Source organism: Vibrio sp. Of7-15 (assembly GCF_022347565.1).
In the GTDB taxonomy this organism is placed as follows: Bacteria; Pseudomonadota; Gammaproteobacteria; order Enterobacterales; family Vibrionaceae; genus NORP241.
The window spans coordinates 1-25,458 of sequence record NZ_JAKRGH010000041.1 but is presented as its reverse complement, the minus strand read 5'-3'; the positions used below and the strand labels follow the sequence as shown (position 1 = coordinate 25,458).

The 25,458-nt window shown below is 42.6% G+C and carries 19 protein-coding genes, 4 tRNA genes and 1 riboswitch; of the genes, 4 read left to right on the top strand and 19 right to left on the bottom strand.

Annotated elements, in window-relative coordinates; all coding sequences use genetic code 11:
- The 4 genes from MHO82_RS24310 to rluF form a co-directional block, all read right to left on the bottom strand.
- Positions 1-72, bottom strand: a tRNA-Gly gene (locus MHO82_RS24310).
- Positions 73-102: 30 nt separating this feature from the next.
- Positions 103-176 (bottom strand) — tRNA-Cys (locus MHO82_RS24305).
- A gap of 268 nt (positions 177-444) precedes the next feature.
- A complete protein-coding gene (locus tag MHO82_RS24300; protein ID WP_239188923.1) occupies positions 445-672 on the bottom strand; it encodes a hypothetical protein in 228 nt (75 codons plus the stop codon).
- A 193-nt stretch (positions 673-865) separates the two neighbouring features.
- Positions 866-1,819: a 23S rRNA pseudouridine(2604) synthase RluF gene (gene rluF / locus MHO82_RS24295; protein WP_239188920.1), complete on the bottom strand. Its 954-nt coding sequence runs from the start codon at positions 1,817-1,819 to the stop codon at positions 866-868.
- A gap of 213 nt (positions 1,820-2,032) precedes the next feature.
- On the opposite strand from rluF, the gene MHO82_RS24290 reads away from it, so the two are divergent.
- Together MHO82_RS24290 and MHO82_RS24285 are read left to right on the top strand one after the other, a co-directional pair.
- On the top strand, positions 2,033-2,383 hold the full coding sequence (locus MHO82_RS24290; RefSeq protein ID WP_239188917.1) for a DUF2750 domain-containing protein: 351 nt from the start codon (positions 2,033-2,035) through the stop codon (positions 2,381-2,383).
- 59 nt (positions 2,384-2,442) lie between these two features.
- Entirely contained in the window at positions 2,443-2,616 is a 174-nt protein-coding gene (locus MHO82_RS24285; protein ID WP_239188914.1) for a hypothetical protein, read from the top strand.
- A 708-nt stretch (positions 2,617-3,324) separates the two neighbouring features.
- On the opposite strand, the gene MHO82_RS24280 is transcribed toward MHO82_RS24285, so the two are convergent.
- Complete coding sequence (locus tag MHO82_RS24280) at positions 3,325-4,317, bottom strand: DUF3137 domain-containing protein (RefSeq protein WP_239188911.1); 993 nt, start codon at positions 4,315-4,317, stop codon at positions 3,325-3,327.
- Positions 4,318-4,331: 14 nt separating this feature from the next.
- Positions 4,332-4,898, bottom strand: coding sequence for a LemA family protein (locus tag MHO82_RS24275; RefSeq protein WP_239188908.1), 567 nt, complete (start codon positions 4,896-4,898; stop codon positions 4,332-4,334).
- A 356-nt stretch (positions 4,899-5,254) separates the two neighbouring features.
- Here MHO82_RS24275 and MHO82_RS24270 point away from each other — a divergent pair, with 356 nt between their 5' ends.
- Both MHO82_RS24270 and thiD read left to right on the top strand, forming a co-directional pair.
- A complete protein-coding gene (locus MHO82_RS24270; RefSeq protein WP_239188928.1) occupies positions 5,255-6,373 on the top strand; it encodes a conjugal transfer protein TraF in 1,119 nt (372 codons plus the stop codon).
- A 99-nt stretch (positions 6,374-6,472) separates the two neighbouring features.
- Positions 6,473-6,591, top strand: a riboswitch (TPP riboswitch).
- A gap of 50 nt (positions 6,592-6,641) precedes the next feature.
- Positions 6,642-7,472 carry a bifunctional hydroxymethylpyrimidine kinase/phosphomethylpyrimidine kinase gene (thiD, locus tag MHO82_RS24265; protein ID WP_239188905.1) on the top strand — a complete coding sequence of 277 codons (831 nt, stop codon included), beginning with the start codon at positions 6,642-6,644 and terminating at the stop codon, positions 7,470-7,472.
- Between the two features lie 74 nt (positions 7,473-7,546).
- Here the strand turns inward: thiD and MHO82_RS24260 are convergent, their stop codons facing one another.
- From MHO82_RS24260 to MHO82_RS24200, 13 genes are all read right to left on the bottom strand, one after another.
- Positions 7,547-8,092: a copper-binding protein gene (locus tag MHO82_RS24260; RefSeq protein ID WP_239188903.1), complete on the bottom strand. Its 546-nt coding sequence runs from the start codon at positions 8,090-8,092 to the stop codon at positions 7,547-7,549.
- A 47-nt stretch (positions 8,093-8,139) separates the two neighbouring features.
- Positions 8,140-11,265 (bottom strand): efflux RND transporter permease subunit, encoded by a 3,126-nt coding sequence (locus tag MHO82_RS24255; protein ID WP_239188900.1) that lies wholly within the window; start codon positions 11,263-11,265, stop codon positions 8,140-8,142.
- Positions 11,262-13,007, bottom strand: a complete 1,746-nt coding sequence (locus MHO82_RS24250; RefSeq protein ID WP_239188897.1) for an efflux RND transporter periplasmic adaptor subunit — start codon at positions 13,005-13,007, stop codon at positions 11,262-11,264. Before MHO82_RS24250 ends, MHO82_RS24255 begins: the two co-directional genes overlap by 4 nt.
- 24 nt (positions 13,008-13,031) lie before the next feature.
- Complete coding sequence (locus MHO82_RS24245) at positions 13,032-14,294, bottom strand: TolC family protein (protein ID WP_239188925.1); 1,263 nt, start codon at positions 14,292-14,294, stop codon at positions 13,032-13,034.
- A 182-nt stretch (positions 14,295-14,476) separates the two neighbouring features.
- A complete protein-coding gene (locus tag MHO82_RS24240) occupies positions 14,477-14,902 on the bottom strand; it encodes a hypothetical protein (RefSeq protein ID WP_239188895.1) in 426 nt (141 codons plus the stop codon).
- 142 nt (positions 14,903-15,044) lie between these two features.
- Complete coding sequence (locus tag MHO82_RS24235; RefSeq protein ID WP_239188892.1) at positions 15,045-16,460, bottom strand: PepSY domain-containing protein; 1,416 nt, start codon at positions 16,458-16,460, stop codon at positions 15,045-15,047.
- 87 nt (positions 16,461-16,547) lie between these two features.
- Positions 16,548-16,922, bottom strand: a complete 375-nt coding sequence (locus tag MHO82_RS24230) for a hypothetical protein (RefSeq protein WP_239188889.1) — start codon at positions 16,920-16,922, stop codon at positions 16,548-16,550.
- A 174-nt stretch (positions 16,923-17,096) separates the two neighbouring features.
- On the bottom strand, positions 17,097-19,163 hold the full coding sequence (locus tag MHO82_RS24225; RefSeq protein WP_239188886.1) for a prolyl oligopeptidase family serine peptidase: 2,067 nt from the start codon (positions 19,161-19,163) through the stop codon (positions 17,097-17,099).
- A gap of 128 nt (positions 19,164-19,291) precedes the next feature.
- On the bottom strand, positions 19,292-20,425 hold the full coding sequence (gene nspC, locus MHO82_RS24220) for a carboxynorspermidine decarboxylase (RefSeq protein WP_239188884.1): 1,134 nt from the start codon (positions 20,423-20,425) through the stop codon (positions 19,292-19,294).
- Positions 20,426-20,515: 90 nt separating this feature from the next.
- Positions 20,516-21,760 carry a carboxynorspermidine synthase gene (locus MHO82_RS24215; protein WP_239188882.1) on the bottom strand — a complete coding sequence of 415 codons (1,245 nt, stop codon included), beginning with the start codon at positions 21,758-21,760 and terminating at the stop codon, positions 20,516-20,518.
- Between the two features lie 12 nt (positions 21,761-21,772).
- Positions 21,773-24,664 carry a pyridoxal phosphate-dependent class III aminotransferase gene (locus MHO82_RS24210; RefSeq protein WP_239188880.1) on the bottom strand — a complete coding sequence of 964 codons (2,892 nt, stop codon included), beginning with the start codon at positions 24,662-24,664 and terminating at the stop codon, positions 21,773-21,775.
- Positions 24,665-25,249: 585 nt separating this feature from the next.
- Positions 25,250-25,325 (bottom strand) — tRNA-Gly (locus MHO82_RS24205).
- A 40-nt stretch (positions 25,326-25,365) separates the two neighbouring features.
- A tRNA-Leu gene (locus MHO82_RS24200) sits at positions 25,366-25,452 on the bottom strand.
- Positions 25,453-25,458 lie beyond the last annotated feature (6 nt).

Sequence of the window (25,458 nt, the reverse complement as noted above, 5' to 3'; positions counted from 1 at the left end):
GCGACACACGAGGTTCGAACTCGTGACCTCAACCTTGGCAAGGTTGCGCTCTACCAGCTGAGCTAGTGTCGCAATATTCTTTAAGAGCTTAACTCTTTATAATGGAGGCGCGTCCCGGAGTCGAACCGAGGTCCACGGATTTGCAATCCGCTGCATAGCCACTCTGCCAACGCGCCTCTGATTGCTAACGAAGTACCCTTCGTTGCTTTCGACGCTTACTTTACGGATTGAGAAAAAAGAGTCAAATAAAAAATTCATTTTTTTGTTCGTTTGGCGGATTATTCATCGAAAGGAGGAAATATTAAACAGAAAAGCACAAAAACTCTTTAATAAAGAAAGGAAGTAACCTATAGCTAAATTATTTGAAGTATCAGCAAAGGGCTAAACTCGGTAAAGCAATATCCGTTATTATCATTCAATCCAAGGAGCAGCCCTCAATTCTCTTTATTTCATTGAAAGCCAATCGTCGCTAACCCAACCACCAGCATGTTCATCGTAATGATTGCCAACAAATGAGGTACGATCTTTGTAATCCACTCCTACAGCCTCTTTTTGAGACTCAACTAACTGATAAATATGGACACTCATGGCATCACCGGTTGCCTCTATTTCCCGCCGACGGGCAACTTCTTTTATTAATTGAAGACGGTAAGCCATATTCATTTTTTTCATGTTTTTACTCCTCTGGTTAGTGGCCCCAAATAAACCTAGGAGTTATTTATAAAATCGTCAAACAAACTTAATGAATCTTTTATTAAAAGTTCATCAAACTGTATTTTTCACTTCTAACGGTAAATTTTAAACAAAAAAAAGCCCAGACCATGCTGAGCTTATAGAAGATATGAAACCAATATTTCAACAAATGTTAGCCCTTCGGACGCCACACTTTAATCGTAGATTGTTCTTGCTCTGCACGTTTTGATTTCCCACCGCGATGACCACTAGTGCGCTTATCACCTTGACCTGGTTTCGATGAACGCCCACCTTTTCGTGGTTCATCTTTTTTAGCAAAACGGGATGGTTTGCGCTTAGGAGCCGCTGAAACCGATACTTTCTTACCTGTCGGAGTTGAAGCCATACGCGATGCTTCTTCTGTTTTACTAGATGACGAAATTAACCCATTGATTTCCGCCATTTCTGTTTCTGTTAAATAGCGCCATTCGCCTGAGGCGAGTTTACCTAATTCGATATTCATAATACGAACACGTTTTAGTTTAAACACTTCATAACCTAAATATTCACACATCCGGCGAATTTGGCGGTTTAATCCTTGCGTTAACACAATACGGAAAACAAAACGTGATTCTTGTGTGATCTTACACGGCAGCGTCACCGTATCTAAAATAGGTACACCTGCTGCCATTTTCTCTAAAAACTCTTCAGTGATCGGTTTATCAACACGAACCACGTATTCTTTCTCGTGCGAGTTCCCTGCGCGTAGGATTTTATTCACAATATCGCCATCGTTGGTCAGGAAAATCAAACCATCTGACGGCTTATCTAAACGACCAATAGGGAAAATACGTTTTTCATGATTAATATAATCAACAATATTGCCTTCTACATGACGTTCTGTAGTACACGTGATTCCTACGGGCTTATTAAACGCAATATAAACACGCTTCTCTTTCGTATTTAACGTATTGCCATCAATCAACACCTCATCGCCATCGGCAACTTTTGTTCCTACTTCCGGAACCTTACCATTAATGGTGACTCGCCCTTGTTCAATGTACTTATCGGCTTCGCGGCGTGAGCAAAAGCCAGTATCGCTGATGAATTTATTTAGGCGAGTGAGTTTTTTTTCAGGTTCTGTCATGTACTTCAATTCTTATGTTGTTTGATTGACGCTAGCCAAGGCCAGTAACGTTCGAAGCTTACGATTATAATCTAAGCTGAGAAAAGAAAGGAAGAAAGGAAGCAACTTAATGAGTTAATTTGGCATTTCTTTAAGTAAGTTTGGTAGAATACTGTGAAGAGTGTTATTTAACACACCACATACTGCCTTTGGCATAACATGAAGAGAATAACCATGAGCAAACTCACTGCTGACATTCAAGCTAATCTCGATCTTTTTGTCGCTGAGACAAAAGAAACACATTTAGTATGGGGCCTTCGCAACGATGAAGGATGGTTAGCGTGCGATTCAACTGAGTTCGAAAATTCAGAAATCATGCCTTTCTGGTCAAATGAAGCTGATGCGAAATCACATAATGTTGATGAGTGGGCCGACTTCGAAGTTCTTCAGATCCCATTAGATATCTTTGTAGAAGACTGGATGATCACACTATCTGAAGACGGCGTGCTGGTTGGTATTAACTGGAATGAAAACCTAGAAGGTAAAGAAATGGAACCTTCTGATTTAGCAAAACTGTACCTATAAGCCCCAATTCCATTAGCCGCTGTTATTAAACGGCGGCTAATTCATTTTAATGGTGCGCCATGACTACACCGAATAAAACCAAACCTACCCCTCCTTTTTCAGAAACATCAGAGTCACTAACCAGCTCAAAAGCCGCCACAGAAAACACCTCTAAAATCACCGAACAAGAAATGCAAGAGTGGTTAGACAAAGTGCACTTTGGTAGCTGTTGCAGTGACGAGCCCGACAGCTAGTTAGCCCCCTCCATACAGCATAAATATTACAGAAATATTAAGATTTCGCGCTAAGCACAATTAAAGCTATTAATGAGCAATCAAGTGGGCTATACATATAGTGTCGTTTTTCATAATCAAAAGAAGGGATTGCCTATGCAGCATAACGAAATGATAAAAATGAACCACACTGGCCTTATTACACGTATTGTTAGCAGTTCATCACTTGCACTTGCTGGCGTTTTAATGTTGATGCAATTCATCTAGCTTTTATAGAAGTGTCCATCATGAACATTCTATTTAAACATTAATCAATGTACTTTACGCATTATTAAGTGCATTGATTTCCCCTTTTTTATCCCATGCGTTTTGTACTTTCTATTCAAAATTAGGTCATAGCTCCAATGTATTAAAACTCATTTATAGAACACTCGTTCAAAAAATGCTCCTATCACTTTGTCATGCACCTCTGCTGATTTTGAGAAACTATCGTTTTACGATTTATACCTTTAATGTAAGGCTTTGCTGTTTAGATACACTAGATGAAGAAGCACTTAACGCAAAAAGGTAAGTTTTGAAGCAAAAACAAAGTTGCTTCTGCCTTACCGAGAGTAAGATCGTTCACTGTAATCCTTTTTAACCTTAGTTCCGATACATACCAGAGCCGACACTAATTTTTCTTATTCTGAACAAATTACCATGTTGGGCTAATAACGAGTACAAAGCCTATTATTTCGTCCAAATACGCGTATTTAAGTCTAAATCATCCACAATACCTGTGATAAATTGGATATCTTTATATATGCTTTCAACTAAATGAAATGAGGCAGCTGGTTCGAATAACTTAGGCTCGAAATAAGCTTTACTATTGTAGATCGCTACATACAAACACCCTTCAACAAAAGAAAGAGATACATGTAAGTCTCCAGATTGCTTTTTAAAATCTAAAATCCGTTGCATTAATGTAGAAGAAACAAGATAACGCGCTTCCACTTGATCGTCACTGTACACTTCAAAGTGCTCTTCAAACTCAGGATTTTCTAAACTGACACGCTCCCCCATCTTACCCAGTTTCTCAGTATAGATTTTACCAATAGAAGAAAATAGCCCCTTACTATCAGGTAAAATATAAGTCGCCCCCTGAAAGTGTTTATTTGCATCCGCGACGAAAAAAAGCCCTTGAAAAATGGTGTGCCAATTCTCTTTTCTGTTGCCTTTAGAGTCTCTCGTCACGGTTTTATATTCAGTATGTAACTCAGAGAACTCGATGGCAGTTTTACCTAGCATTCCGCTTGCGTAATCTTCACCACCAAATCGGTCATATTTTTTACGGTATAATCGGCTTTTTTTGTATTGCTCTGGCGTTATAGCCCTATTAGGGTTGTAATTAAATGATTCATCGAAAGTTTTAAGTAAATATTCAACTACGTGCTTTTTATAGCTATTTCGATATTCATTCCATTTATTGCTATAGTAGAATGCCATTACTGCTATTGCACCACACGTCGGCAGCATAGCTAATCCAAGCTCGTGCCGGGTCAAATAAGCAACAATGAAAGAAGTTAACCCTACAAAAAAAACAATAAAGAGCGATAACCAAAAGCGCTTGACTGCCGTTTGACGAATAGTATCGAGGTTTTCCAGTTTCGGTTTTAATTTACTTTCAAATAAGATGAAAAGTGCGCCGTCTTCACTTTCTGGCCGGGTATCTAGAGCTTTCATGAAACGTTGCCTCCTTATGAGTTATCTAATAAATTACCAACATTTAAATTTTTTCGCTCTGCATCCGGAATATCAAAAAAAGCATGTCGTTGTAATCCCATAGGACCTGCAAAAAGATTTGACGGAAACATTTCAATGGCATTATTTAACTCGGTAACCGATGCGTTGAATGCCCGGCGAGAAGCTGAAATCTGCTCTTCTACTTCATTTATCGAGCGCTGTAACATAATGAAATTATCACTGGCTTTTAAATCTGGATAAGCCTCGACCATCACATTAAATCGCGAAAGCGCATCACTAAGCTGCTTATCGAGCTTTACTTTCTGCTCACCGTTTAAATCACCAATCAGTGATTTTGTACGCAATTCGGTCAGTTCTGTAAGGACTGATGTTTCATATTTCATGTAAGATTTTACGCTTTCAACTAAATTCGGAATGAGGTCAAAGCGTTTTTTCAGCATAACATCAATAGATGACTCTGCATTTTTCACTTGATTTTTTTTTGAAATAAGACTGTTATAAATGAAAATACCCATGATAAATATGAATATTAAAATACCAACAAAAAAAACAAACTCCATCACTTCCCCTTTTTAAACTTAATATTAAGTGCGGCAATAAATCATTTTAAATTCTGTTGATAATACATGACAACTAATTTATTCCAAACTCAAGACTGAAAATATAAATTTACATATACTCAGAAAAATAAAATCAATATTTAGTTCCGAATACAATTTTGAGCTATGGGTCAAAATCACCTCCTTATTTTAGAACTAAGATCACACATCACTTTATGCTGCGATCAATCCACTTACCAATTCATATAAAATATCAATAACTAAATCAATTCCATTACGCCTCGTACGTAAATAAACGATGTATGGTGCTAATAACACATCAACAAAGTCGTTCGAAAGAACAAGGAATAATAATGATGAAAAAAAATGTAATCGCTTTAAGCCTTGGCTTAGCAGTGGCCTCCCTTTCAGCACAAGCCAGCACATTTTCTGCTGACGGACGCAGCAATGGTATGGGTAATGTTGGTATTGCCACCGCAGATTATCTCGCCGCTCCTTTTTACAACCCTGCATTAACGGCGTTATACCACGGTAGTGACGACTTCGGCGTACTGATCCCAGCCGTTGGTGTGAACGCCAATGACCCAGACAGCAGCATTGAAACGATTGATGACTTACAAGATGCGATTGATTCACTAAACGCGGGAAACTTCGGTGCACAAGCTGATATTAACCGACTGCTTGTTGAATTAAACGGTAAAGCACCCTTGGCGGTAAATGGTGCACTTGGTTTAGCGATTGCTGTTCCTAATAAAGCCATTGCTGCAAATCTTTATCTTAAAGGCTATGTCGAAGTCGCGGCACAAACCGATGTAAATTTAACTGACTATCAACAAACATTTATTGATTTAGTCGCGTTTGGCTACAGTGAATTTGGCCTTGCTCTTGCTAAACAATATTCGATCTCAGAGCAGAAATTTTCTTTTGGTGTGACTCCAAAATTGCAGCAATTCACCACTTACATTCAGAGAGAGCAAATAGCCAATTTCGACCTAGATGAATACGATCAAAACGAAACCACCGACAGCGCCTTTAACCTAGATGCAGGTGCTGTCTGGATGAAAGACAATTACCGTGTTGGTTTCACTCTTCAAAATATGCTCAAACAAAGCATTACCACGAAAACCGTTAATGGCCGCCAGTTCACTTACGAGCTTACGCCACAAGCCAAAATCGGGGCAGCTTATGCCACACAATCCATTACTGTTGGGGTAGATTTAGATTTAACCACTCAAAAACGGTACAACGAATTAAATGATAATACGCAGTTTGTACGTATTGGTGCCGAAGGTAATGCATGGGATTGGGCGCAACTCCGTTTAGGCTATGAGCACGATTTAGAAGACACGCTAGACGGTTCGTTCACCGCAGGTCTTGGGTTTAGCCCATTTGGTGTATTCAACATTGATATTGCAGGCAGCTACGCGGGAGAAAACCAACTGGGTGGTTCAGCAAACATTAGCTTTACCTTTTAGCTATTTAACCTAACGTCTTCACCCAGCTTCGATATCACTTATACAAAGCCTCTGATACAGGGGCTTTCTTTCCTACCTTTTTCTGGTTATTCTGCCACTGATTTTTAGTCGGGGAGCGAAAGCTGAGACTGATACGCCTGTCACTCTAAACAGTCGTAATAGGACCCGTTGAACCTGATCCAGTTAACACTGGCGTAGGGAACTAAGCACAATGACAATAAACCTGTCTGCTTTTTCCTGCGTTTTATTCTATATACGGAATCAAACCATGATGATGTCACTAAACGACGCCAATACTTCCACCATAACCCCCATTGTTTTAACGATTGCAGGCTCAGACAGTGGCGGCGGCGCTGGCATTCAAGCCGACATTAAAGCAATTTCTGCCACTGGTGGTTACGCGTGCTCTGTTATTACTGCGTTAACGGCCCAAAATACTCAAGGGGTATTTGGTATTCACCCGGTTCCTTGTGAGTTTGTCGCCCAACAGCTTGATGTTGTTTTTTCTGATCTGAATGTCGTTGCCGTAAAAGTAGGCATGCTGAATGACAGCAGTATTATCGAGGTCGTGGCAGATAAACTACGCCAATATCAACCTAATTTTATTGTTGTCGATCCTGTCATGGTGGCCACCAGCGGCGACCTATTATTGGAAAGCAGTGCCCTTTCTACCCTTAAAACGAAATTGCTTCCTCTTGCGGATGTGATCACGCCTAACTTACCTGAAGCAGCGGTATTAACAGAAAGTAACCAGCCCAAAAGCAACAAAGAAATGACTGAGCTTGTCGCTAAAGTTCGTGAAATAGACACAAAATCAGTGTTACTTAAAGGTGGCCATGCAGAGCTAGATGATCACAGTACCGATCTATTGATCACTAAAAATGATGTTCTTCACTTTTCCAGCCAACGAATTAATACCACGAATACTCATGGTACAGGCTGTACTCTTTCCGCTGCCATTGCCAGTTTCTTAGCTCAAGGGCAACCACTCCCAGAAGCAATAAACAAAACCAAACAGTATTTAACTAACGCGTTAATTCATGCCGATAAGCTAGACATAGGTAAAGGTCACGGGCCAGTTCATCACTTTTATAAGTAACCAAACATCAGGATCATTTAAGCCGCTTCATATACAAATCAAAGCGGCTTAAAAAACATGCGGTAAATTAAATACTACAAGGTAATGGACTTTGTCATTCCAGCTTCAGCATGACCTGGAATATTGCAAGCAAATTCCACTTCTGGCTTACCGTGAAAATGCCACATCAGTTGCTTAGCTTTGCCTGGTTTTACCGTCACTACACTGCCACTATCGTGGTCATGATCCATAGCCATATTTTTCATCATTTCACGGTGGGCCAACTGTTCTTTCATGCTACCGATTGAAAACTCATGGTCGATTTTTCCGGTATTCATCACCACAAATTGCACTACATCGTTAAGTTCTATCTTTACCTCTTTTTTAAAGGTGATTTTCATGTCGTCAGAAAGCAGAACATGGACGACTTTATCAGGCTTTGAGCCTTTTGCTGGCATACCCACCTCAGACATCCCTTCCATCGACATATCCATACTACTGTGGTCCATTTTAGAATGATCCATGCCTTCCATCTTCATCATGGGCATACTACCGTGATCCATTTTGGAATGATCTGCACTGTCTGCCATTGCAGTACTTGCTATCGCAGAAAGCATCAGTACTAATAGTGTCTTTTTCATTATTTTCACCTTCTCTTTTTCTTTCAAAAATATATAAAACTGAATGATTAGTTCAGTTTATGGGCCGTTTGTTTCCAAAGCTTAAATACCGCCGGAAGAACAACTAATGTCAGCAATAACGCCGATGCCATGCCGCCTATCATTGGTGCGGCGATACGCTGCATTACTTCCGAGCCTGTACCCGATCCCATCATGATTGGGATCAAACCAATAATTACGGTGCTCACCGTCATCATGACAGGACGAACACGCAAACCGGCTCCTTCTCGAATCGCTTGAGATAAATCACCTATTGATAACGTCTGATTATTTTCCGCAGCATCAAGCTGTTTGAAATGCCATGCTTGGTTCAAATACACCAGCATGATCACCCCAATCTCCACAGCTACCCCCGCCAAAGCAATAAAACCAACGCCTACTGCCACCGAAAAGTTAAAGCCAAGCCAGTGCATTAACCACAAACCACCAACCATGGCTAAAGGCAAAGTCGCCATGATGATCAGCACTTCTCCAACTCTTCGGAAACTCAAATACAGCAGTAGCATGATGATGGCGATGGTGGCTGGTGTAACAATACTCAAACGCTCTTTTGCTCGTTCCATATATTCATATTGCCCAGACCACGCTAATGAATAGCCAGCTGGTAATTTCAACTGTTCCATGACCACTTGCTTTGCATTTTCAACGTAAGAGCCAAGGTCTCGGTCTTCAATATCCACAAATACCCAGCCGTTTGGTCGTGCATTTTCTGTTTTGATCATGGGAGGGCCATCTTCATAACGAATATCGGCAACATCCGCGAGAGAAATCTGAGCGCCTTTTGGAGTAACTAAAGGGAGCCCTTGTAATTTCACTAAGGAATCACGGTAAGACTGCGGGTATCGCACATTAATAGGGTAACGCTCTAACCCTTCGATGGTTTCACCCACGTTCATGCCGCCGACCGCAGTGCTGATCACCTGCTGAATATCTTGGATACTCAAACCGTAGCGTGCAGCCTGACGGCGATTAATATCAATGGTGACATAGCGCCCACCCGCTACACGTTCAGCGTACACAGAAGCCGTACCAGAAATACCATGTAAAATAGGTTCTAAATCCGCACCAATTTGCTCAATAACACTCAAATCAGGGCCCGCAATTTTTATCCCAATGGGCGTTTTGATCCCCGTTGCTAGCATATCGATACGGGTTTTAATGGGCATGACCCACGCATTGGTTAAACCCGGAAATTGGATCAGCTGCTCAAACTCTTTACGCAATGACTCTGTAGTAACCCCTTCTCGCCATTCGTCTTTCGGTTTAAATTGAATCACGGTTTCAATCATGGTCAGCGGTGCAGGGTCCGTTGCCGTTTCCGCTCGGCCGATCTTGCCCCATACTGTGGCGACTTCTGGTACGGTTTTGATGAGTTTATTAGTTTGTTGCAACAGCTCGCGCGCTTTACCAATCGAAATCCCTGGATACGTCGTCGGCATGTACATCAAATCCCCTTCATCCAGTGGTGGAATAAACTCACTGCCCACTTTCGAAATCGGATAATACGCCGAAGCCATAAGTACCAAAGCAGCCACAATCACTGATTTTGGAAAGCGCATTCCAAGTGCTAACAAAGGGCGATACAAAGCCACTAAACCACGGTTGATCGGATTTTTATTCTCAGGAAGTACTTTGCCGCGAATAAAATAGCCCATCAACACAGGCACTAACGTAACTGCTAACCCTGCTGCTGCTGCCATTGCATAGGTTTTGGTAAAGGCTAAAGGCGCAAACATCTTGCCTTCTTGGCCTTCCAGAGCAAACACAGGAACAAAACTTAATGTGATGATCAGTAGCGAGAAAAACAGAGGTGCCCCCACTTCTTCCGCAGCTTTGCCGATCACTTGCCAGCGATTTTTATCCGTTAAAGGGGTCCGTTCTATGTGTTTATGAACATTTTCTATCATCACTATCGCGCCATCCACCATGGCACCAATAGCAATGGCAATACCACCAAGGGACATGATATTGGCATTAATGCCTTGCAGATTCATGATGATGAAAGCAGTTAAAATGCCAACAGGTAAGCTAATAGCAATGACAATAGAAGAACGTATGTGGAATAAGAAAAGAGCACACACTAGTGCCACTACAATGAACTCTTCGAGCAGCTTTTCCCATAAATTATCTACGGCTTGATTAATCAAAGTAGAACGATCGTACGTAGACACGATCTCCACACCTTCCGGCAAACTTTTCTGAAGCTCCGCCAACTTATTTTTTACGTTGTCGATCACTTCACTGGCGTTTTCGCCAAATCGCATCACGATCACACCACCAACGGCTTCCCCTTCACCATTAAACTCAGAGATCCCTCGGCGCATTTGTGGGCCTAAATTAATGTCGGCAATATCCCCCAATAGTAGTGGCGTGCCTTTTTCTGTGACTTTTAACGGCAGTGATTGAATGTCTTCAATACTGCTTAAGTATCCGGTTGTGCGCACCATATGCTCAGCTTCAGCCACCTCAACCACCGATGCACCAGTTTCTTGATTGCCCTGAGAAATAGCGGTATTCACTTGTTGCAACGTTAAATCATAAGCGCGCAACTTTGCTGGATCGATTTGTACTTGGTACTGCTTTACCATACCGCCAACCGTGGCCACTTCCGACACACCGTTAACCGTTTGTAATTCATACTTTAAAAACCAATCTTGTAAGCTACGAAGTTCGCTTAAATCATGTTTGCCACTTTTATCTTGCAGCACGTAACTGTAAATCCAACCGACACCCGTTGCATCTGGCCCTAGTGTTGGTTTCGCGCTCTCTGGTAGCTTAGGCGCTACTTGGCTTAAGTACTCTAAAACTCGCGATCGAGCCCAGTACATGTCGGTATCATCGTTAAAAATAATATAAACGTACGAGTCACCAAAAAATGAATAGCCACGAACCGTTTCTGCCCCCGGCACCGCTAGCATGGCCGTCGTTAACGGATAAGTAACCTGATCTTCCACCACTTGTGGCGCTTGCCCCGGATAACTGGTTTTGATGATCACCTGTACATCTGACAAATCCGGCAGTGCATCTATCGGGGTCTGCTTTACACTGAACAAACCAGCCACCACCAAAAATGCCGTCGCCACTAAGACCAAAAACCGATTACTGAGCGACCATCGAATTACTATCGGAATCATTGCTCACCTCCCGACACTAATTCAATTTCTTTTAGCAAATAATCATTATCTTGTTTCGTAATTAGAAACCGAATTTTTTGTCCTTCAATTAACGAAGATAAATCAAGATCGTTATTTGAATCTGACACGGTAAAGTTCATTTCACCTGGCTGCCAATTCCACTCTGGAGCCGCTTGGTGGTTAATGGTGATCATGCCAAAGTCCGCCATGAGCATAGAAATATCACCTTCCATCCAAACTTCATTTGGCACTGTATTGTTCGATAATTTAACCTCTTGCACCTCATACTGCCCAGACGCCATTTTTTGCATAGAGAACTCAATCACTTGCCCTGATTGAAGTGCGCCCATATTCACTTGCTCAGCCACCATGAAGTTCATTACCATTCCCGGCCAACCCCATTCAGGAACTGGCTGGTGGTTAATGGTTAGCATACGATGCCCCGCCATCACATCGGTTATCTCACCGTTTGCCCAAGCGATTGCAGTCGCAGCCTCTTGGTTTGGCACCGCATCATCGACACCATTGATTCGACTCAGTTCCGCTGTTTGACTGGATTCCGAATCCAACATAAATTGCGCAGAAACCACCACTGTGTCTTGCTCTGTTAACCCTTCAAGCACTTCAACCATTTGATTAGCTTCACGGCCTGTTTCGATACGAACAGAGCGGTATTTTCCATCCCCTAACGCAAGCACCACACGAGTCATCTCACCCGATTGAATTACGGCCTGACGCGGGATCGTAAGCACTTCACTCTCAGATTCTGGCTGTAGTGTAATGTTGGCAAACATGTTTGGTTTTAAGGCGTAATCTTGATTAATAAACTTCAAACGCACCCGCAGCGTTCTGGTTGTAGGATCTAATATGGGATAAATGTAATCCACTTCCCCTTGCCACTCTTGTCCAGGGAGTGAATCCAACGCCATGACCGCTTTCGCTCCACTTTTGATCCAGTGGCTCTGGCGCTCAAATACTTCGGCATCCACCCACACTTCATTTAGTGGCCCAGCACTGATGGCTGCTTGGGCTGGCGACAAATATCCACCTTCACGTACATTTAAGCTCGCAATGATCCCGTTAGCAGGGGCTTTAATATCAATGGTATTCGAGGCTTTTCCTCGCTGAAGAATAGTTGCTATTTGTTCTCTATCGACACCTAAAGAAACCAACCGCTCTGTCGCACCTCGAATCAAGGCTTTACGCCCCATTTTTGAGGCATTTAATAACTCTTCCTGAGCTTTAACCAAATCTGGCGAATAAAGAGTGAATAGCACACTGCCTTTTGTCACTCTTTCTCCCACAGCATTGATGTTCAGCTTTTCTACCCAACCAGACACTCGCACATTGGTTTGCCATAGCTGACTCTCATCAAAAGCCACGTACCCCACGGTATTAATGTGCGGGATCAGCGTGGATAGCGTAACAGGGGCCACTTTTACACCGAGGTTATTCTGCACCGCCGCATTAATCGTAACCGTACCTGCTGGCTCACTTTCGCTGGCAAGGTCTTCAGCGTACACAGGCACTAAATCCATTCCCATGGGTGATTTGCCCGGCTTATCACGCTGATAATTCGGATCCATTGGCGCAACCCAATATAAGGGCTCATTAGCCGCTTTTGTTTCTGTTACCAAGCTATTGGAATCACTCTCCATGAGCATGGTAATTGGCTGATAGGCCGCAAATCCTAACGCTCCACCAACAACCGCCGCTAATAGTGCAACTTGTACTGTCTTCATGACTAATTCCTTAATTCACTTTGGTTACTGAGAAGAATGTCCAGCGGACGTATAGGCAAAACCATCAAGCCAAAAGGCTAGGTTGCTCTTCGTAATGTTCAGATCAGCTTGAAGACGAGCTTGCTCTACCGCAAGTGCTAGCTCTTCACTGGCGGCAGTAATAAACTCACTAAACTGTGCGGTATTATTTTCGTAGCCCCGTTCAACAGCTTGAGTGCGCTGTTTTGCTTGTTTTAATAAGGTATGTTGGTAACGAGACAAGCGTTGCTCAGTGTTTGCTTTATCTACCAAAAGCGTATTCACTTTGGCATTCATTTGGGTAAGAAGAAGATCTCGTTGTGACTGAGCAGCACCAACTTGGTATTGTGCCGCGGAATACTGTTTGTCTTGGCGTTTATCAGTAAAAAAGGGCAAATCCATCGTCAAAAACACACTGACAAGATCAGATGCAGGCTGCCCCATCATGCCGTCTGCCTGGCGGTAGCCATACATCACTTCAACCCCGAACTGTGGCTCATAAGCTTGCTTCGCAATATCCACTTGAGTTTGGTTCGATTTGATTAATGCATCAGCAATTAAAACCGTCGGATGAAATCCTAAAACGGAATAGTAATTGGTATTACCTTTTTGATTTCCTAAGACAGCCTCAAGCTTAACCCAGTCATGTACACCATCGGACTGAAGAGTAAAGGCGACCTCCCCTAACCATTCGGAAAGTTGCGATTGAATGCGTTGCTGTACCTGTTTGTTCGCTTGTAACTTTTCGTCTAACTTGCTCACTTGCAGTTGAGCTTGTAGCAGATCCTGAGCTTGGCTTTTTCCAAGTGCGTAATTCGTTTCAATAAACGCAACCAGATCTAGCATCAGCGCACGGTTTTTTCTTATCAATAGCTCAGATTGTTGCTGAAAGTAGAGCTCTGCCCATAATTGAGTCACGTTATTCGCCACTTCTAATTCACGTACTCTACCTTGCAGCGCGATCCCTTCCGCTTGCTGATTCATTTTTCTTTGTTGGAGTTTCAGAGTATCTCCGCGCTCAAACTGCTGCATTAACCCCACAGAAATATTTGTCATGGGATCATCATCTAGCCCAAAGCTATCCACAGGCACGCCACCTATGCCCATTTTTAACTTTGGATCCATCAAGGTTGCAGAGGCTATGCCTGTTTCACGTAAAGCCTGTGCCTGAGCGCTGATTTGATGCTGATTGGCATCGTTCATCAGTGCTTGTTCAATTAAGTTAGAAAGCTGATTTTGAGCCCACACTGGCTGTGCAGATGCAAACATAAAACCAACACTCAAACAGATTTTTTTCCATTGAGAAGTCATGGTGCTATCCAATTATTCCACCAGCCCCACACGTTAACTTGTGTTGCTAACTTTTGCGCTAACACGCATTAGGCTGGATCATTGCAATAATGCTAATAACTCAAAGAGCTAAAAGCAGACCAAATAGTGAAATAAAAGGATTAAGCGATCGGGGGGCGATAAAGGCTAGATAAGCGAGAGCTTGGAATGAAATAACGTAACTCATGATACTCAGCAAAACGAACTACATGAGCAATTAAATGAGTCACATCGGTAAAATTCATCGCGTATTGTGTCGAACACACATCAGAACAACACACGTCATGATCCATCCCAGAGCCACTATGACAACTATCCATCACTGTCGGACTTGAAGAATGCACCATAGAGTCACCAGCCGTGTGCATCATGCTGCCAGAGCAGCCTGTCACTTCTTTTTCTGAGGAAGTGTCGTGAGACATCGTGCTCATTGACTGCATCGACAACATTTTAAGGCTTATTAAAGGCGCACTCGCACTGACACTCGATAGCAATAACGCCATCAGTGTTAGTCCTGTGATCAGCAATGTATGAATTCGCTGTGCCATAATAAACTCAAATAAAACGTGCTATATAACTGTATAGGTTCCAGTAGGGGGAAGGTCAAGCCTTACAAAAATAACTGAGTATTTCTCAAACAAAAAGCCGCTAAATAAACCTATTTAGCGGCTTTACTTTGCTTAGGTTCTATTAGCTAAATCGCTGTTTTAGCTTAGATAAACGAGACAGCACAACATAATCAAGAATCAACACCGTCGCTAGAGTGATCCCCGCCATCGGGAATAGAACCGATACACATGACATAACAACCACCGCACTTTTCCATACGGGCATATTTTTAGGCATTGGTGGCGCAACTAGCTTAGCACTTCCCTTAGGGCGACGAAGCCACCACATCACGGCTCCCGTTACCGAAATAAGAATGAAGATCAAACACAATGCCGTATTCAGCACTCGGTTCCACGTTCCCATGTCACCTTGATGTAAGGCAATACCAGCTGCCATAAACTTCGCCATCACACTGTAGTCTTGCCATGTTACGTCAGCTAAAACATCACCTGTGTATTGATCAAGGTGTGTGGTTCTGTCTAATCTTGCATCGGTGATATCGCCACTCATGGTATTGGCTGATACGGTATAAACGCCCTCTTCTGAACTAGGCAAGTTTACTTTAAAGCGAGTGAAGTCATTCTGGTAAGCAAAAGCGACAATGCTATCAATGCTCATGCTTTGCTGAGGTGAGCCTGATTTATGATCATGATGAGAAGCTGGCATTGGGGTTTGCTCTAAGTTCCATGGCACTTCTTCTTCCACCCCATGATTCATAGAAGCATGAGTGGCATCAGAAAGAGGAACATCGGCCCATTTTTCCGCAGGAAAGCTATTCCAAGGCTGAACAAACTTCCCACCCCAAATACCTGCCCACGACAGACCTGAGACTAAGAAAAACACAAAGAAGAGCGAGGTAAGCATGCCTAAGTTCGCATGTAAATCTCGCCAAAAAATCCGAGAACCACTTGATAAACGTACCTTCAACATCCCCGCTTTACTGGCATTATCTCGTGGCCACCACATATATAAACCTGTGATTAACAACACCACACTCAAGCTGGCGGCAATCTCAATAAGTCGATCCCCAGTATCTCCAATCAATAACGTGCCATGTACCTCATTGGCTAGTGCATACCAACTATCGTCTCGATTTATTTCGCCTAGGACTTCTCCGGTATATGGATTCACGGTAATAAACAAGCCTTGGTCCTGCTCTGTCACAATCGAAAATCGGCTGGCTTCTTCAGAGCTTGGCGGCGTTATGTATTGCTTTATCGTAGCTTCTGGGTATTTGGCTTTCACATTGGCGAGCTGTTCAGAAACTAACACGGTTGTATTTTGGGGCTCTACATGGATTATGTCCCCGTATTGCGCTTGCTCTATCACATCATCGTAAAGCATGATCAAACCCGTGATAGAAAGCATCACCATAAAAGGAATCACAAAAAGCCCAGCATAAAAATGCCAGCGCCAAGTTGTGAAATAAAATGATTTTTTAACGGCACTGTTATTCGTGTTTTGATTTGAATTTGCCGTAGAGACATCGCCTAACATAGCTATATTCCTTTATATCGCACGCAGAGTAGCCGAGTAGAACCAAGCAGTACTACTTTGCCTTTTGCGCAACGTTCATTATTAAAATTATTTTGATTTATTTAACGAATGATAAAGAGAAGGCGGAGATCGAGGCGAAGACAACACATAGCGATGAGACAGAGCAGTAAAAGAGTAGCCATCAAAAACATGGGCTTTTCTAACCACCAAAGAAATGGCTGAATGCAGCGTACTTAAATGAAAAGGCGTGTAATGACTGAATGGACACTGAGTACCATGTGACGAACCATTGGTCTCTTCACCACCGACTTTGACCAACTTAAAACCATTAAAAGTACAAATAGACTCCCACACATCTGAATTACTGCTATGAGCATTCATCACAGGCATGAGCGATACCAGCAGCCAGCTAAGCAGACATGCTGTTGTCATTACACTTTTAAAAGATGTTGTCTTTATCATTCTTGTGCCACATTAAGGTTGCGGCACAAACTAGCCAATACAAAATCAACAAGCAAGTAACAAATTCATTAACTAAATCTACTTCACACAATTTTATCAATAAAAATAAAAACAACGGTATACCCACTGGGAGATACCGTTGTTATGTGTTGGGTGATGAATAGTGGCTGGTGACTAGTTCAACTCTTCAATACCCATATTAAACAGAGTAAAGGCATACAAATCGGCGGATAAATCGATCATTTTACTCATTGGCATACCTGCGCCATGGCCTGCATTCACATCAATACGGATCATCACAGGGTTGTGACCTTGGTATTTATCTTGAAGTTCTGAGATAAACTTATACGAGTGAGCAGGCACAACGCGATCGTCATGATCAGCTGTGGTAACCAAAGTCGCCGGGTAATTCACATTTTGCTTAACATTATGCACAGGTGAGTAGCCAAGTAGATACTTGAACATCTCTTCACTCTGATTTGCTGTACCGTAATCGTACGCCCAGCCTTCACCCGCAGTAAATGTGTGGTAACGAAGCATGTCCAATACCCCTACCGCAGGCAATGCGACTTTAAACAGCTCTGGGCGTTGAGTCATGCAGGCTCCGACTAATAAACCACCGTTTGAGCCGCCACGAATCGCAAGAAAATCTGAGCTGGTATACTGCTCTTCAATCAAATACTCCGCAGCCCCAATGAAGTCATCAAACACATTTTGTTTGCTTAACTGAGTGCCCGCATTGTGCCACTCTTTACCGTATTCACCGCCACCACGTAGATTAGGAATGGCGTATACTCCTCCTAGCTCCAACCAACTGGCAACCACACCACTAAAACTTGGCGTCAAACTCACATTAAAACCACCGTACCCATACAAAATCGTTGGGTTTTTACCGTCCAATTTCAGCCCTTTACGGTGGCTAATGATCATCGGTACTTTCGTCCCATCTTTTGATGTATAAAACACTTGGCGAGATTCAAATTTCTCGCTATCAAAAGGGGCATCTGACGCACGGTACAATTCAGATTCACCACCTTCGACGTCAAAACTAAAGATGGTTGGTGGCGTGACATAATTGGTAAACGTGTAATACAACTGACTATCTTCATGCCGGCCAGAAAAACCAGATGCGCAGCCTTCACTAGGCAAAGTAATATCGCGAACAACGTTTCCAAGTAAATCGTATTGCTTAACTTGAGAGAACACATCCACCATATAAATAGCAAAAAGATAACCACCACCCGTTTGAACGTCTAACACTTGCTGCTGCTCTGGGATCACGTCTTCCCAATGTTCAGGCTGTGGTGAATTAGCATCAACAGAAACGACTTTACCATTTGGTGCATTTAAATTAGTTTTAATGAATAAACGGTTACCTTGGTTCTCAATAACATAGCTATCGGAATTTGTATGATCGACAACCGTGATGATCGGGTTATCGTCACTCATTAAATCTTTAATGAATAGTCGGTTACCTGAAGTAGAAACCGAAGCAGAAATCACTAAATAACGATCGTCCTCCGTCGTGTATCCACCCACATATCGGTGTTTTTCTTGCTCAGTGGCCCCAAAAATAAGGCGGTCTTGCTGCTGATTCGTCCCTAATTGGTGGAAATAAAGCTTGTGCTGATCGGTACGGGCAGATAATTCACTGCCTTCCGGTTTATCGTAACTTGCATAATAGAAGCCTTCATCCCCTAGCCACGACATACCTGTAAACTTGGTATCAACAAGGGGCGCTTCAACCTCTTTACCTGTTTGAGCATCAATAATATAAATGGTACGCCAATCACTGCCCGCTTCTGACACCGAATAAGCCGCAAACTTAGCATTTTTAGAAAAGCTAATAGAACCTAAAGAGCTGGTCCCTTCATCACTGAACGTGTTCGGATCAAGAAACACTTCCGGCTCACCTTCTTCAAGCTGGCGATACAATACCGCTTGATTTTGCAGCCCGTCGTTTTTATAAAAATACGTATAATCGCCACGTTTAAACGGCTGAGAGACTTTTTCATAGTCTTGCGCTTTACTGATACTGTCACGTAGCTGGCTGCGATAAGGAATTTGCTCTAGAAAATCGAATGTCACATCATTTTGCTCTGTTACCCAAGCAGCAGTTTCGGCACTCATGTCATCTTCTAGCCAACGGTAAGGATCACTTACCTGTGTGCCAAAATAGTTATCTGAAACATTACCTTTTTTTGTGTTTGGGTATGAAATAGGCGCAGTGTCCTTGACCATGATATAACTCCTAAAAATTCTATTATCTCTAACATATCGAATTACGGAGTAAAAAAAAGCCCAACAGACGTCAGGCTTAGTTTTACCGCTTTTTTTCTCAGAAATTGCTACTTAACTTGTATTAAAGGTTACTTAACCGACCACTGAGATAATGAACGTTTAAAATCTGAATAATCAAATTCGTTTAGTTTTTGGATTTCACCATTTGAACGCTCACAGTAAATTGATGGCATTTTCAAACCATTAAACCAGTTCAACTTAACCATGGTGTAACCAGCACTGTCCATAATATGAAGCTTCTGCCCAATCTCTAACGGCGCATCAAAAGTGACTTCGCAGAATTGGTCCCCTGCCAAACACGAACACGATCCGATCACATATTCATGTTCACCATTTTCTGATGCTTCAAAGATAGATGCGGGCTCATCGTAGATCAAAGTATCCAGCCGGTGAGCTTCTGTTGCAGAATCTACAATCGCAGTTTTCTTCACGTTCTCAACAATGTCAACTACAGTCACGACAAGATCGGCGGTTTTTGTAATGATGGCTTCGCCGGGTTCAAGGTAAAGTTGAACACCATGTTTTTCCGAAAAGCTTCTCAATGCACACGCTAACTTTTCCACATCGTAACCTGGCCATGTGAAGAACACACCGCCGCCTAAGCTAACCCAGTCTAATTTATCTAAATATGTGCCGAAATGTTCTGAAATAGAATCTAAAAGACGTGTAAAAGCATCAACATCTTTGTTTTCACAGTTCATGTGAAACATCACACCATCTAAACTTTCAAAGACGTTAGGATCAATATGATCAGCTTGCACTCCTAAACGAGAGAACTGACGAGCAGGGTTTGCCAAATCTTGTCCTGCATAACTTACTCCCGGATTCAAACGCAGACCAATAGACGCTTTACCTTCAACCAAATGACGATGTGCTACTAGCTGACTCTGTGAGTTAAAAATTAACTTGTCACAAATATCCGCCACTTCTTTTACATCATCTTCACTGTAACCCACACTGTAAGCGTGCGTTTCACCACCAAACGTTTCATGACCAAGCTTCACTTCATAAGGACCACTGCTGGTGGTGCCATCTAAGTAGGGCTTAATAAGATCAAACACTCCCCAAGTGGAAAAGCATTTCAGGGCCAACACAAGTTTTACACCTGACAGCTCTTTCAAACGTTTCGCTGTTTCTAAATTGGCAATTAACTTGTCTTCATTGATCATAAAGTATGGGGTTTTTAGTTCGCTTTTTTGCATTTATCTATACCTTGAGCGTAGCCACTCTAAAATCGAACAAAGCCGATGCGTAACACATCGGCTTTAGGTATTTAGTGAATATTAAAATCTTTATTTAAGGATTTTAATATCCGGTTGGCCCACTTCTAGCTCTTGAACATGCCAATCTAAACCAATTTCAGGCATGGTTTCTAGGAACGGATCTGGGTCTAGCTGTTCCATGTTAAACACGCCTTTCTCTGCCCAGTTACCACGGAAGTATTGCAGAGCAGCAGTAATAGCAGGAACACCTGTTGTGTAAGAAATTGCTTGGTGCTCAACATCTTCATACGCCACTTCGTGGTCAGCGTTGTTGTAAATGAATACGCTACGCTCTTTACCATCTTTTTTACCTTGAACCCAAGTACCAATACACGTTAACCCCGTGTAACCCGGAGCCAATGATGTTGGATCAGGCAACATCGCTTTAAGTACGTGTAGTGGCTGAACAACCGTACCATCATGCAGTGTTAATGGTTCTGGGCTAAGTAGACCAATATCACGCATACAGTTAAAGTAGTTCAGGTATTTATCGCCAAAACCCATCCAGAACTCAATACGTTTTGCTGGGATAAACTCTTTCATTGAGCGAACTTCATCGTGCGCCATGGAGTACACTTTATGTGTTCCACAGTTCGGGAAATCAAACTCAAGCATACGTGAGTGACATGGCACTTGCTTCCACTCTTCATTTTCCCAGTAGAAAGAATCACCCTGGATCTCTAGCATATTGGTTTCTGGGTCAAAGTTAGTAGCGAACTTCTTACCGTGGTCACCAGCATTGACGTCCATAACATCAATGGTGTCGATTTCATCAAATAAGTGCTTCACTGCATAAGCAGCAAATACGGACACTACGCCAGGATCAAAACCCGCGCCTAAAATACCTGTGATGCCCGCTTCTTCGAACTTCTCACGGTACTCCCACTGCCAATCGTACGCTTGTGGTACTTGTTGGCCTTCTGAACATAAATCAACCGCGACCGATGTATCTAAGTAAGATACTTTTGCTTGATAGCAGGCTTCCATGATGCTCATGTTTACCCACGGAGGGCCAGCGTTAATAACAAGATCTGGCTGTACTTCTTTAATTAATGCAACTAGCGCATCCACGTCATCTGCATTCACTGAACGTGCTTCTAGTTTTTTAGAGGTATCTTTTAGGTTATTTTTACCCTTAATAGACTCAATGATTTTTTCACACTTTGCAACGGTACGTGAGGCAATAGTAATATCGCCAAGAATCTCATTATTTTGTGCTGCTTTATGCGCAACAACCCAACCAACACCACCTGCACCAATTTGTAGAATAGACATGTTTTTATTCCTTTATTTTGCCAGCGTTAAAGCAAGCTGGTTCACTTCATTCAGTAAAGATTCGAAATCTGACATTTTTAAACAAGGGTTCAAGATAGTGAACTTAAGCGCGACTTTGCCATCCACTACCGTTTCTCCTAATACTGCTACGCCTTTCACGAGCGATTCTAGGCGGAGAGTTTTATTAAGTTGATCTAAGTTTGTATCCGCATGGCCAACATAACGGAATAACACGGTAGAAAGCGCAGGATCAGCCAATAATTCAAAGTCAGATGACTGGTTAATTAAATCCGCTACCTGCTGAGTTTGACCGAGTAAATGATCGTACATGCTACCGAGAGCCTGAGGCCCTACCGTTTGCATTGTCATTAATACTTTTAATGCATCAAAACGTTTTGACGTGGCTATGGACTTATCCACTAAATTCGGCAATAAGTCGTCTTCTCGATTTAAATAGTCGGCATGATGCAGCAAATACTTAAAGTTCGTTTTGTCTTTGAGCAACACGGCACCACAACTGATTGGCTGGTAAAACAGCTTATGAAAATCAACACTCAACGAGTCAGCACGCTCAATTCCGTGAAGACGAGATTTATGACGACTTAGAATTAATGCGCCACCATAAGCGCCATCCACATGCAACCAAAGCTGATGTTGAGCCGCAATATCGGCAAGCCCTGCGAGATCATCAATCGCCCCGTGATCTGTTGTACCAGCAGTACCAACCACAGCAAACGGCAGGAAGTTTTTCTCTTTTAATTCATCAACCTTTGCGACTAAGGCAGACAGCTTAATCGTGCCATCTAGGTTAGTATCCACGCACTCAACCGCATTTTCACCTAGCCCTAACAGAGATGCGGATTTTTGCACCGTAAAGTGTGATTTGTTCGAACACAAAATGCGAAGTTTCGTCGCGTATTCAGGCAAGCCCGCTTTTTGAATATTGTGCTCTGAAATATTTTTAACAGCCCAATCACGCGCTAGAAGCAGCCCCATAAGGTTACTTTGCGTACCACCACTGGTGAAGATGCCATCTGCTTTTTCACCAAGCCCGTACATGCCGCATAACCAATTCACCACTTTCTGCTCAACAAAAGTTGCAGAGCTTGCTTGATCCCACGAATCCATCGATTGATTCAAAGCACTAATAAATGCTTCGGCAGCAACCGCTGGCAATAATGGCGGTGTGTGTAAATGGGCAATACAATTTGGATGCTGAACCATGATCGAATTTTTAGCGATGAGATCGCCGGTTTGATCAATAACCGCTTCTAACGATTGCTGGCGAGTATCTAAATCAATGTTTTCTATCAAGCTTTTAAGAAGCTGTGGCTCCATTGCAGAATACGGAGCATCCGTTGACTCAAACACTTGCTTTAGTACTTGGGTCGTTTGGTTTAATGCGGCTTCAAACTGATCAGAACCACCTTTACCTGTATGAATAAAATGATCACGCCAGCTTTCTTGCTCGTTACCTGCACAAGCGACATCCTGTACTGGTGCAGGTCCTGCCACCGCTAGCATTGCTTCACGTAAGGCATCAAGCGCAAAATCAATTTGTTCAAAAGTAATGATTAGCGGCGGTAAGAAACGAAGAACCGATCCCTGACGACCGCCTTTTTCGATGATCAAGCCACGTTCTAAAGCTGCTCGTTGAATTTGCACCGTCAACTCTGGTGCGGCTTCAGGTTCACCAAATTTATTCAAGCTACCATCTGGATTCACGATTTCGATGCCTAACATCAAGCCTTTGCCACGAACTTCAGCGATACAACTCACTTCTTTGGCGATCTTCTTCAAACCATCTCGAAAGTACGCCCCCGCAACTTGTGCGTGTTCAACCAAATTATCACGTCGAATAATTTCTAATGCTTTTGCACCTGTCGCCATTGCAAGCTGATTACCACGAAACGTGCCTGTATGCTCACCCGCTTTCCAGGTATCTATGGATTTATCAAACAGTAAAATCGACATGGGTAAGCCGCCGCCCACTGCTTTCGATAAACACAAAATATCAGGAGTAATACCAGACTCTTCAAACGCAAATCGGTGGCCACTTTTACCAATACCACATTGAATTTCGTCTAAAATCAGTAAAATTCCGTGTTCTTTGGTAATTCGGCGCAACTCTTGTAACCAAAATGCAGGAGCCGCAATCACGCCACCTTCACCTTGAATTGGCTCAACAATGATTGCCGCTGGCTTTTGCACTCCACTTTCATCATCACTTAGCATACGTTCAATGTAACGAATACTCTGTTTGGCGCTCTCTTCCCCTTTTAAACCAAACGGGCAGCGTAAGCTGTATGGGAAAGGTAAAAAGTGCACATCTGACATCAAACCTTGGCGGCGCTCTTTGGTACCAAGATTGCCCATTAATGCCATGGTACCATTGGTCATACCGTGATAAGCACCATGAAACGCCGCCATGGTGTTTCGGCCCGTGGTTTGTTTTGCCAATTTAATGGCCGCTTCAACCGCATCTGCGCCGGAAGGACCACAAAACTGAATACAAGCGTTTTCAGCAAAGCTTTCTGGCAAAAAGTTCATTACTTCTTTAATGAATTTATCTTTTGCTGGCGTGGTCATATCCAGAGTTTGGTAAGGCAAACCAGAATTAAGCTGATTAATGATCTCTTGGTTTATTTCTGCATGGTTATAACCAAGAGCCAAAGTACCAGCTCCTGCTAAACAATCTAAAAAAAGCTGTCCTCGGCTGTCTTCAACCAAAACACCGTGGGCTTTTTCAATTGCTAATGGCAATCGACGTGGGTAAGAACGAACTTCTGACTCATAGTGTTCCTGACTGAGTAAAAGTTCATCGGGAGTGAGATCATAAAGCTCATTAACAACTGGTACACTGGATGTGTACGTCAGATCGTTTAAATCAAATACATTGTTCATGGGACTGTCCATATATCCTAATCTGTACACACCCGCTCTCTTGACTGAAACGTCATTAAAGAATGCGATCAACACAAACAACCCACGTACGAGTAACGCGATGAAAATTTATATTTTGATGTGTGCATGCAAACTCCATTAAAAAATTAATGAAGTAGAAATTAATTACCTAGTGGTAAAAATGATGCAAAACAGAAGGATCAAGGCTCAGTAATAATACTGTAGTCAGGTAAGGCAAAGCTGATTTGATTGATAAATGGAAGTGTGTTCACTGTTGGGTTCCTTCAATAAGCGCTTTTACTGCATTTTATTTGGCGCTATTAATTCCCTTCTACTAAAAGCCATTGAGCAATTAGTACCTACGATACATCGCGGCAAAATCAGCCTGAATTATTCGCGATGCCTATGCCTTAGAACTGCTGTCTAAGATTGGGCGCAAAGTTATCACAATGTGAATTCTTATGACAACTGTTATTTCAGTAAAGTCTGTGATTTATGTAACAAAAAAGAAGAGTATTAGGAAAAATGAAGGAGGTATTTTTTAGAAAATAAAAAGCCCCAGCATTTCTGCTAGGGCTTATTATTTGGAGCGACACACGAGGTTCGAACTCGTGACCTCAACCTTGGCAAGGTTGCGCTCTACCAGCTGAGCTAGTGTCGCATTTCTGAAATCTTACAATAGAAATCAGACTTTAATTAGATGGTGCCCCGGGCCGGACTTGAACCGGCACAGCGCGAACGCCGAGGGATTTTAAATCCCTTGTGTCTACCAATTCCACCACCAGGGCACGCAA

Excerpts from the sequence above, each read along its gene's own strand:
- MHO82_RS24300 (WP_239188923.1), bottom strand. The coding sequence starts at position 672 with ATGAAAAAAATGAATATGGCTTACCGTCTTCAATTAATAAAAGAAGTT.
- rluF (WP_239188920.1), bottom strand. The coding sequence starts at position 1,819 with ATGACAGAACCTGAAAAAAAACTCACTCGCCTAAATAAATTCATCAGC.
- MHO82_RS24290 (WP_239188917.1), top strand. The coding sequence starts at position 2,033 with ATGAGCAAACTCACTGCTGACATTCAAGCTAATCTCGATCTTTTTGTC.
- MHO82_RS24285 (WP_239188914.1), top strand. The coding sequence starts at position 2,443 with ATGACTACACCGAATAAAACCAAACCTACCCCTCCTTTTTCAGAAACA.
- MHO82_RS24280 (WP_239188911.1), bottom strand. The coding sequence starts at position 4,317 with ATGAAAGCTCTAGATACCCGGCCAGAAAGTGAAGACGGCGCACTTTTC.
- MHO82_RS24275 (WP_239188908.1), bottom strand. The coding sequence starts at position 4,898 with ATGGAGTTTGTTTTTTTTGTTGGTATTTTAATATTCATATTTATCATG.
- MHO82_RS24270 (WP_239188928.1), top strand. The coding sequence starts at position 5,255 with ATGAAAAAAAATGTAATCGCTTTAAGCCTTGGCTTAGCAGTGGCCTCC.
- thiD (WP_239188905.1), top strand. The coding sequence starts at position 6,642 with ATGATGATGTCACTAAACGACGCCAATACTTCCACCATAACCCCCATT.
- MHO82_RS24260 (WP_239188903.1), bottom strand. The coding sequence starts at position 8,092 with ATGAAAAAGACACTATTAGTACTGATGCTTTCTGCGATAGCAAGTACT.
- MHO82_RS24255 (WP_239188900.1), bottom strand. The coding sequence starts at position 11,265 with ATGATTCCGATAGTAATTCGATGGTCGCTCAGTAATCGGTTTTTGGTC.
- MHO82_RS24250 (WP_239188897.1), bottom strand. The coding sequence starts at position 13,007 with ATGAAGACAGTACAAGTTGCACTATTAGCGGCGGTTGTTGGTGGAGCG.
- MHO82_RS24245 (WP_239188925.1), bottom strand. The coding sequence starts at position 14,294 with ATGTTTGCATCTGCACAGCCAGTGTGGGCTCAAAATCAGCTTTCTAAC.
- MHO82_RS24240 (WP_239188895.1), bottom strand. The coding sequence starts at position 14,902 with ATGGCACAGCGAATTCATACATTGCTGATCACAGGACTAACACTGATG.
- MHO82_RS24235 (WP_239188892.1), bottom strand. The coding sequence starts at position 16,460 with ATGTTAGGCGATGTCTCTACGGCAAATTCAAATCAAAACACGAATAAC.
- MHO82_RS24230 (WP_239188889.1), bottom strand. The coding sequence starts at position 16,922 with ATGATAAAGACAACATCTTTTAAAAGTGTAATGACAACAGCATGTCTG.
- MHO82_RS24225 (WP_239188886.1), bottom strand. The coding sequence starts at position 19,163 with ATGGTCAAGGACACTGCGCCTATTTCATACCCAAACACAAAAAAAGGT.
- nspC (WP_239188884.1), bottom strand. The coding sequence starts at position 20,425 with ATGCAAAAAAGCGAACTAAAAACCCCATACTTTATGATCAATGAAGAC.
- MHO82_RS24215 (WP_239188882.1), bottom strand. The coding sequence starts at position 21,760 with ATGTCTATTCTACAAATTGGTGCAGGTGGTGTTGGTTGGGTTGTTGCG.
- MHO82_RS24210 (WP_239188880.1), bottom strand. The coding sequence starts at position 24,664 with ATGAACAATGTATTTGATTTAAACGATCTGACGTACACATCCAGTGTA.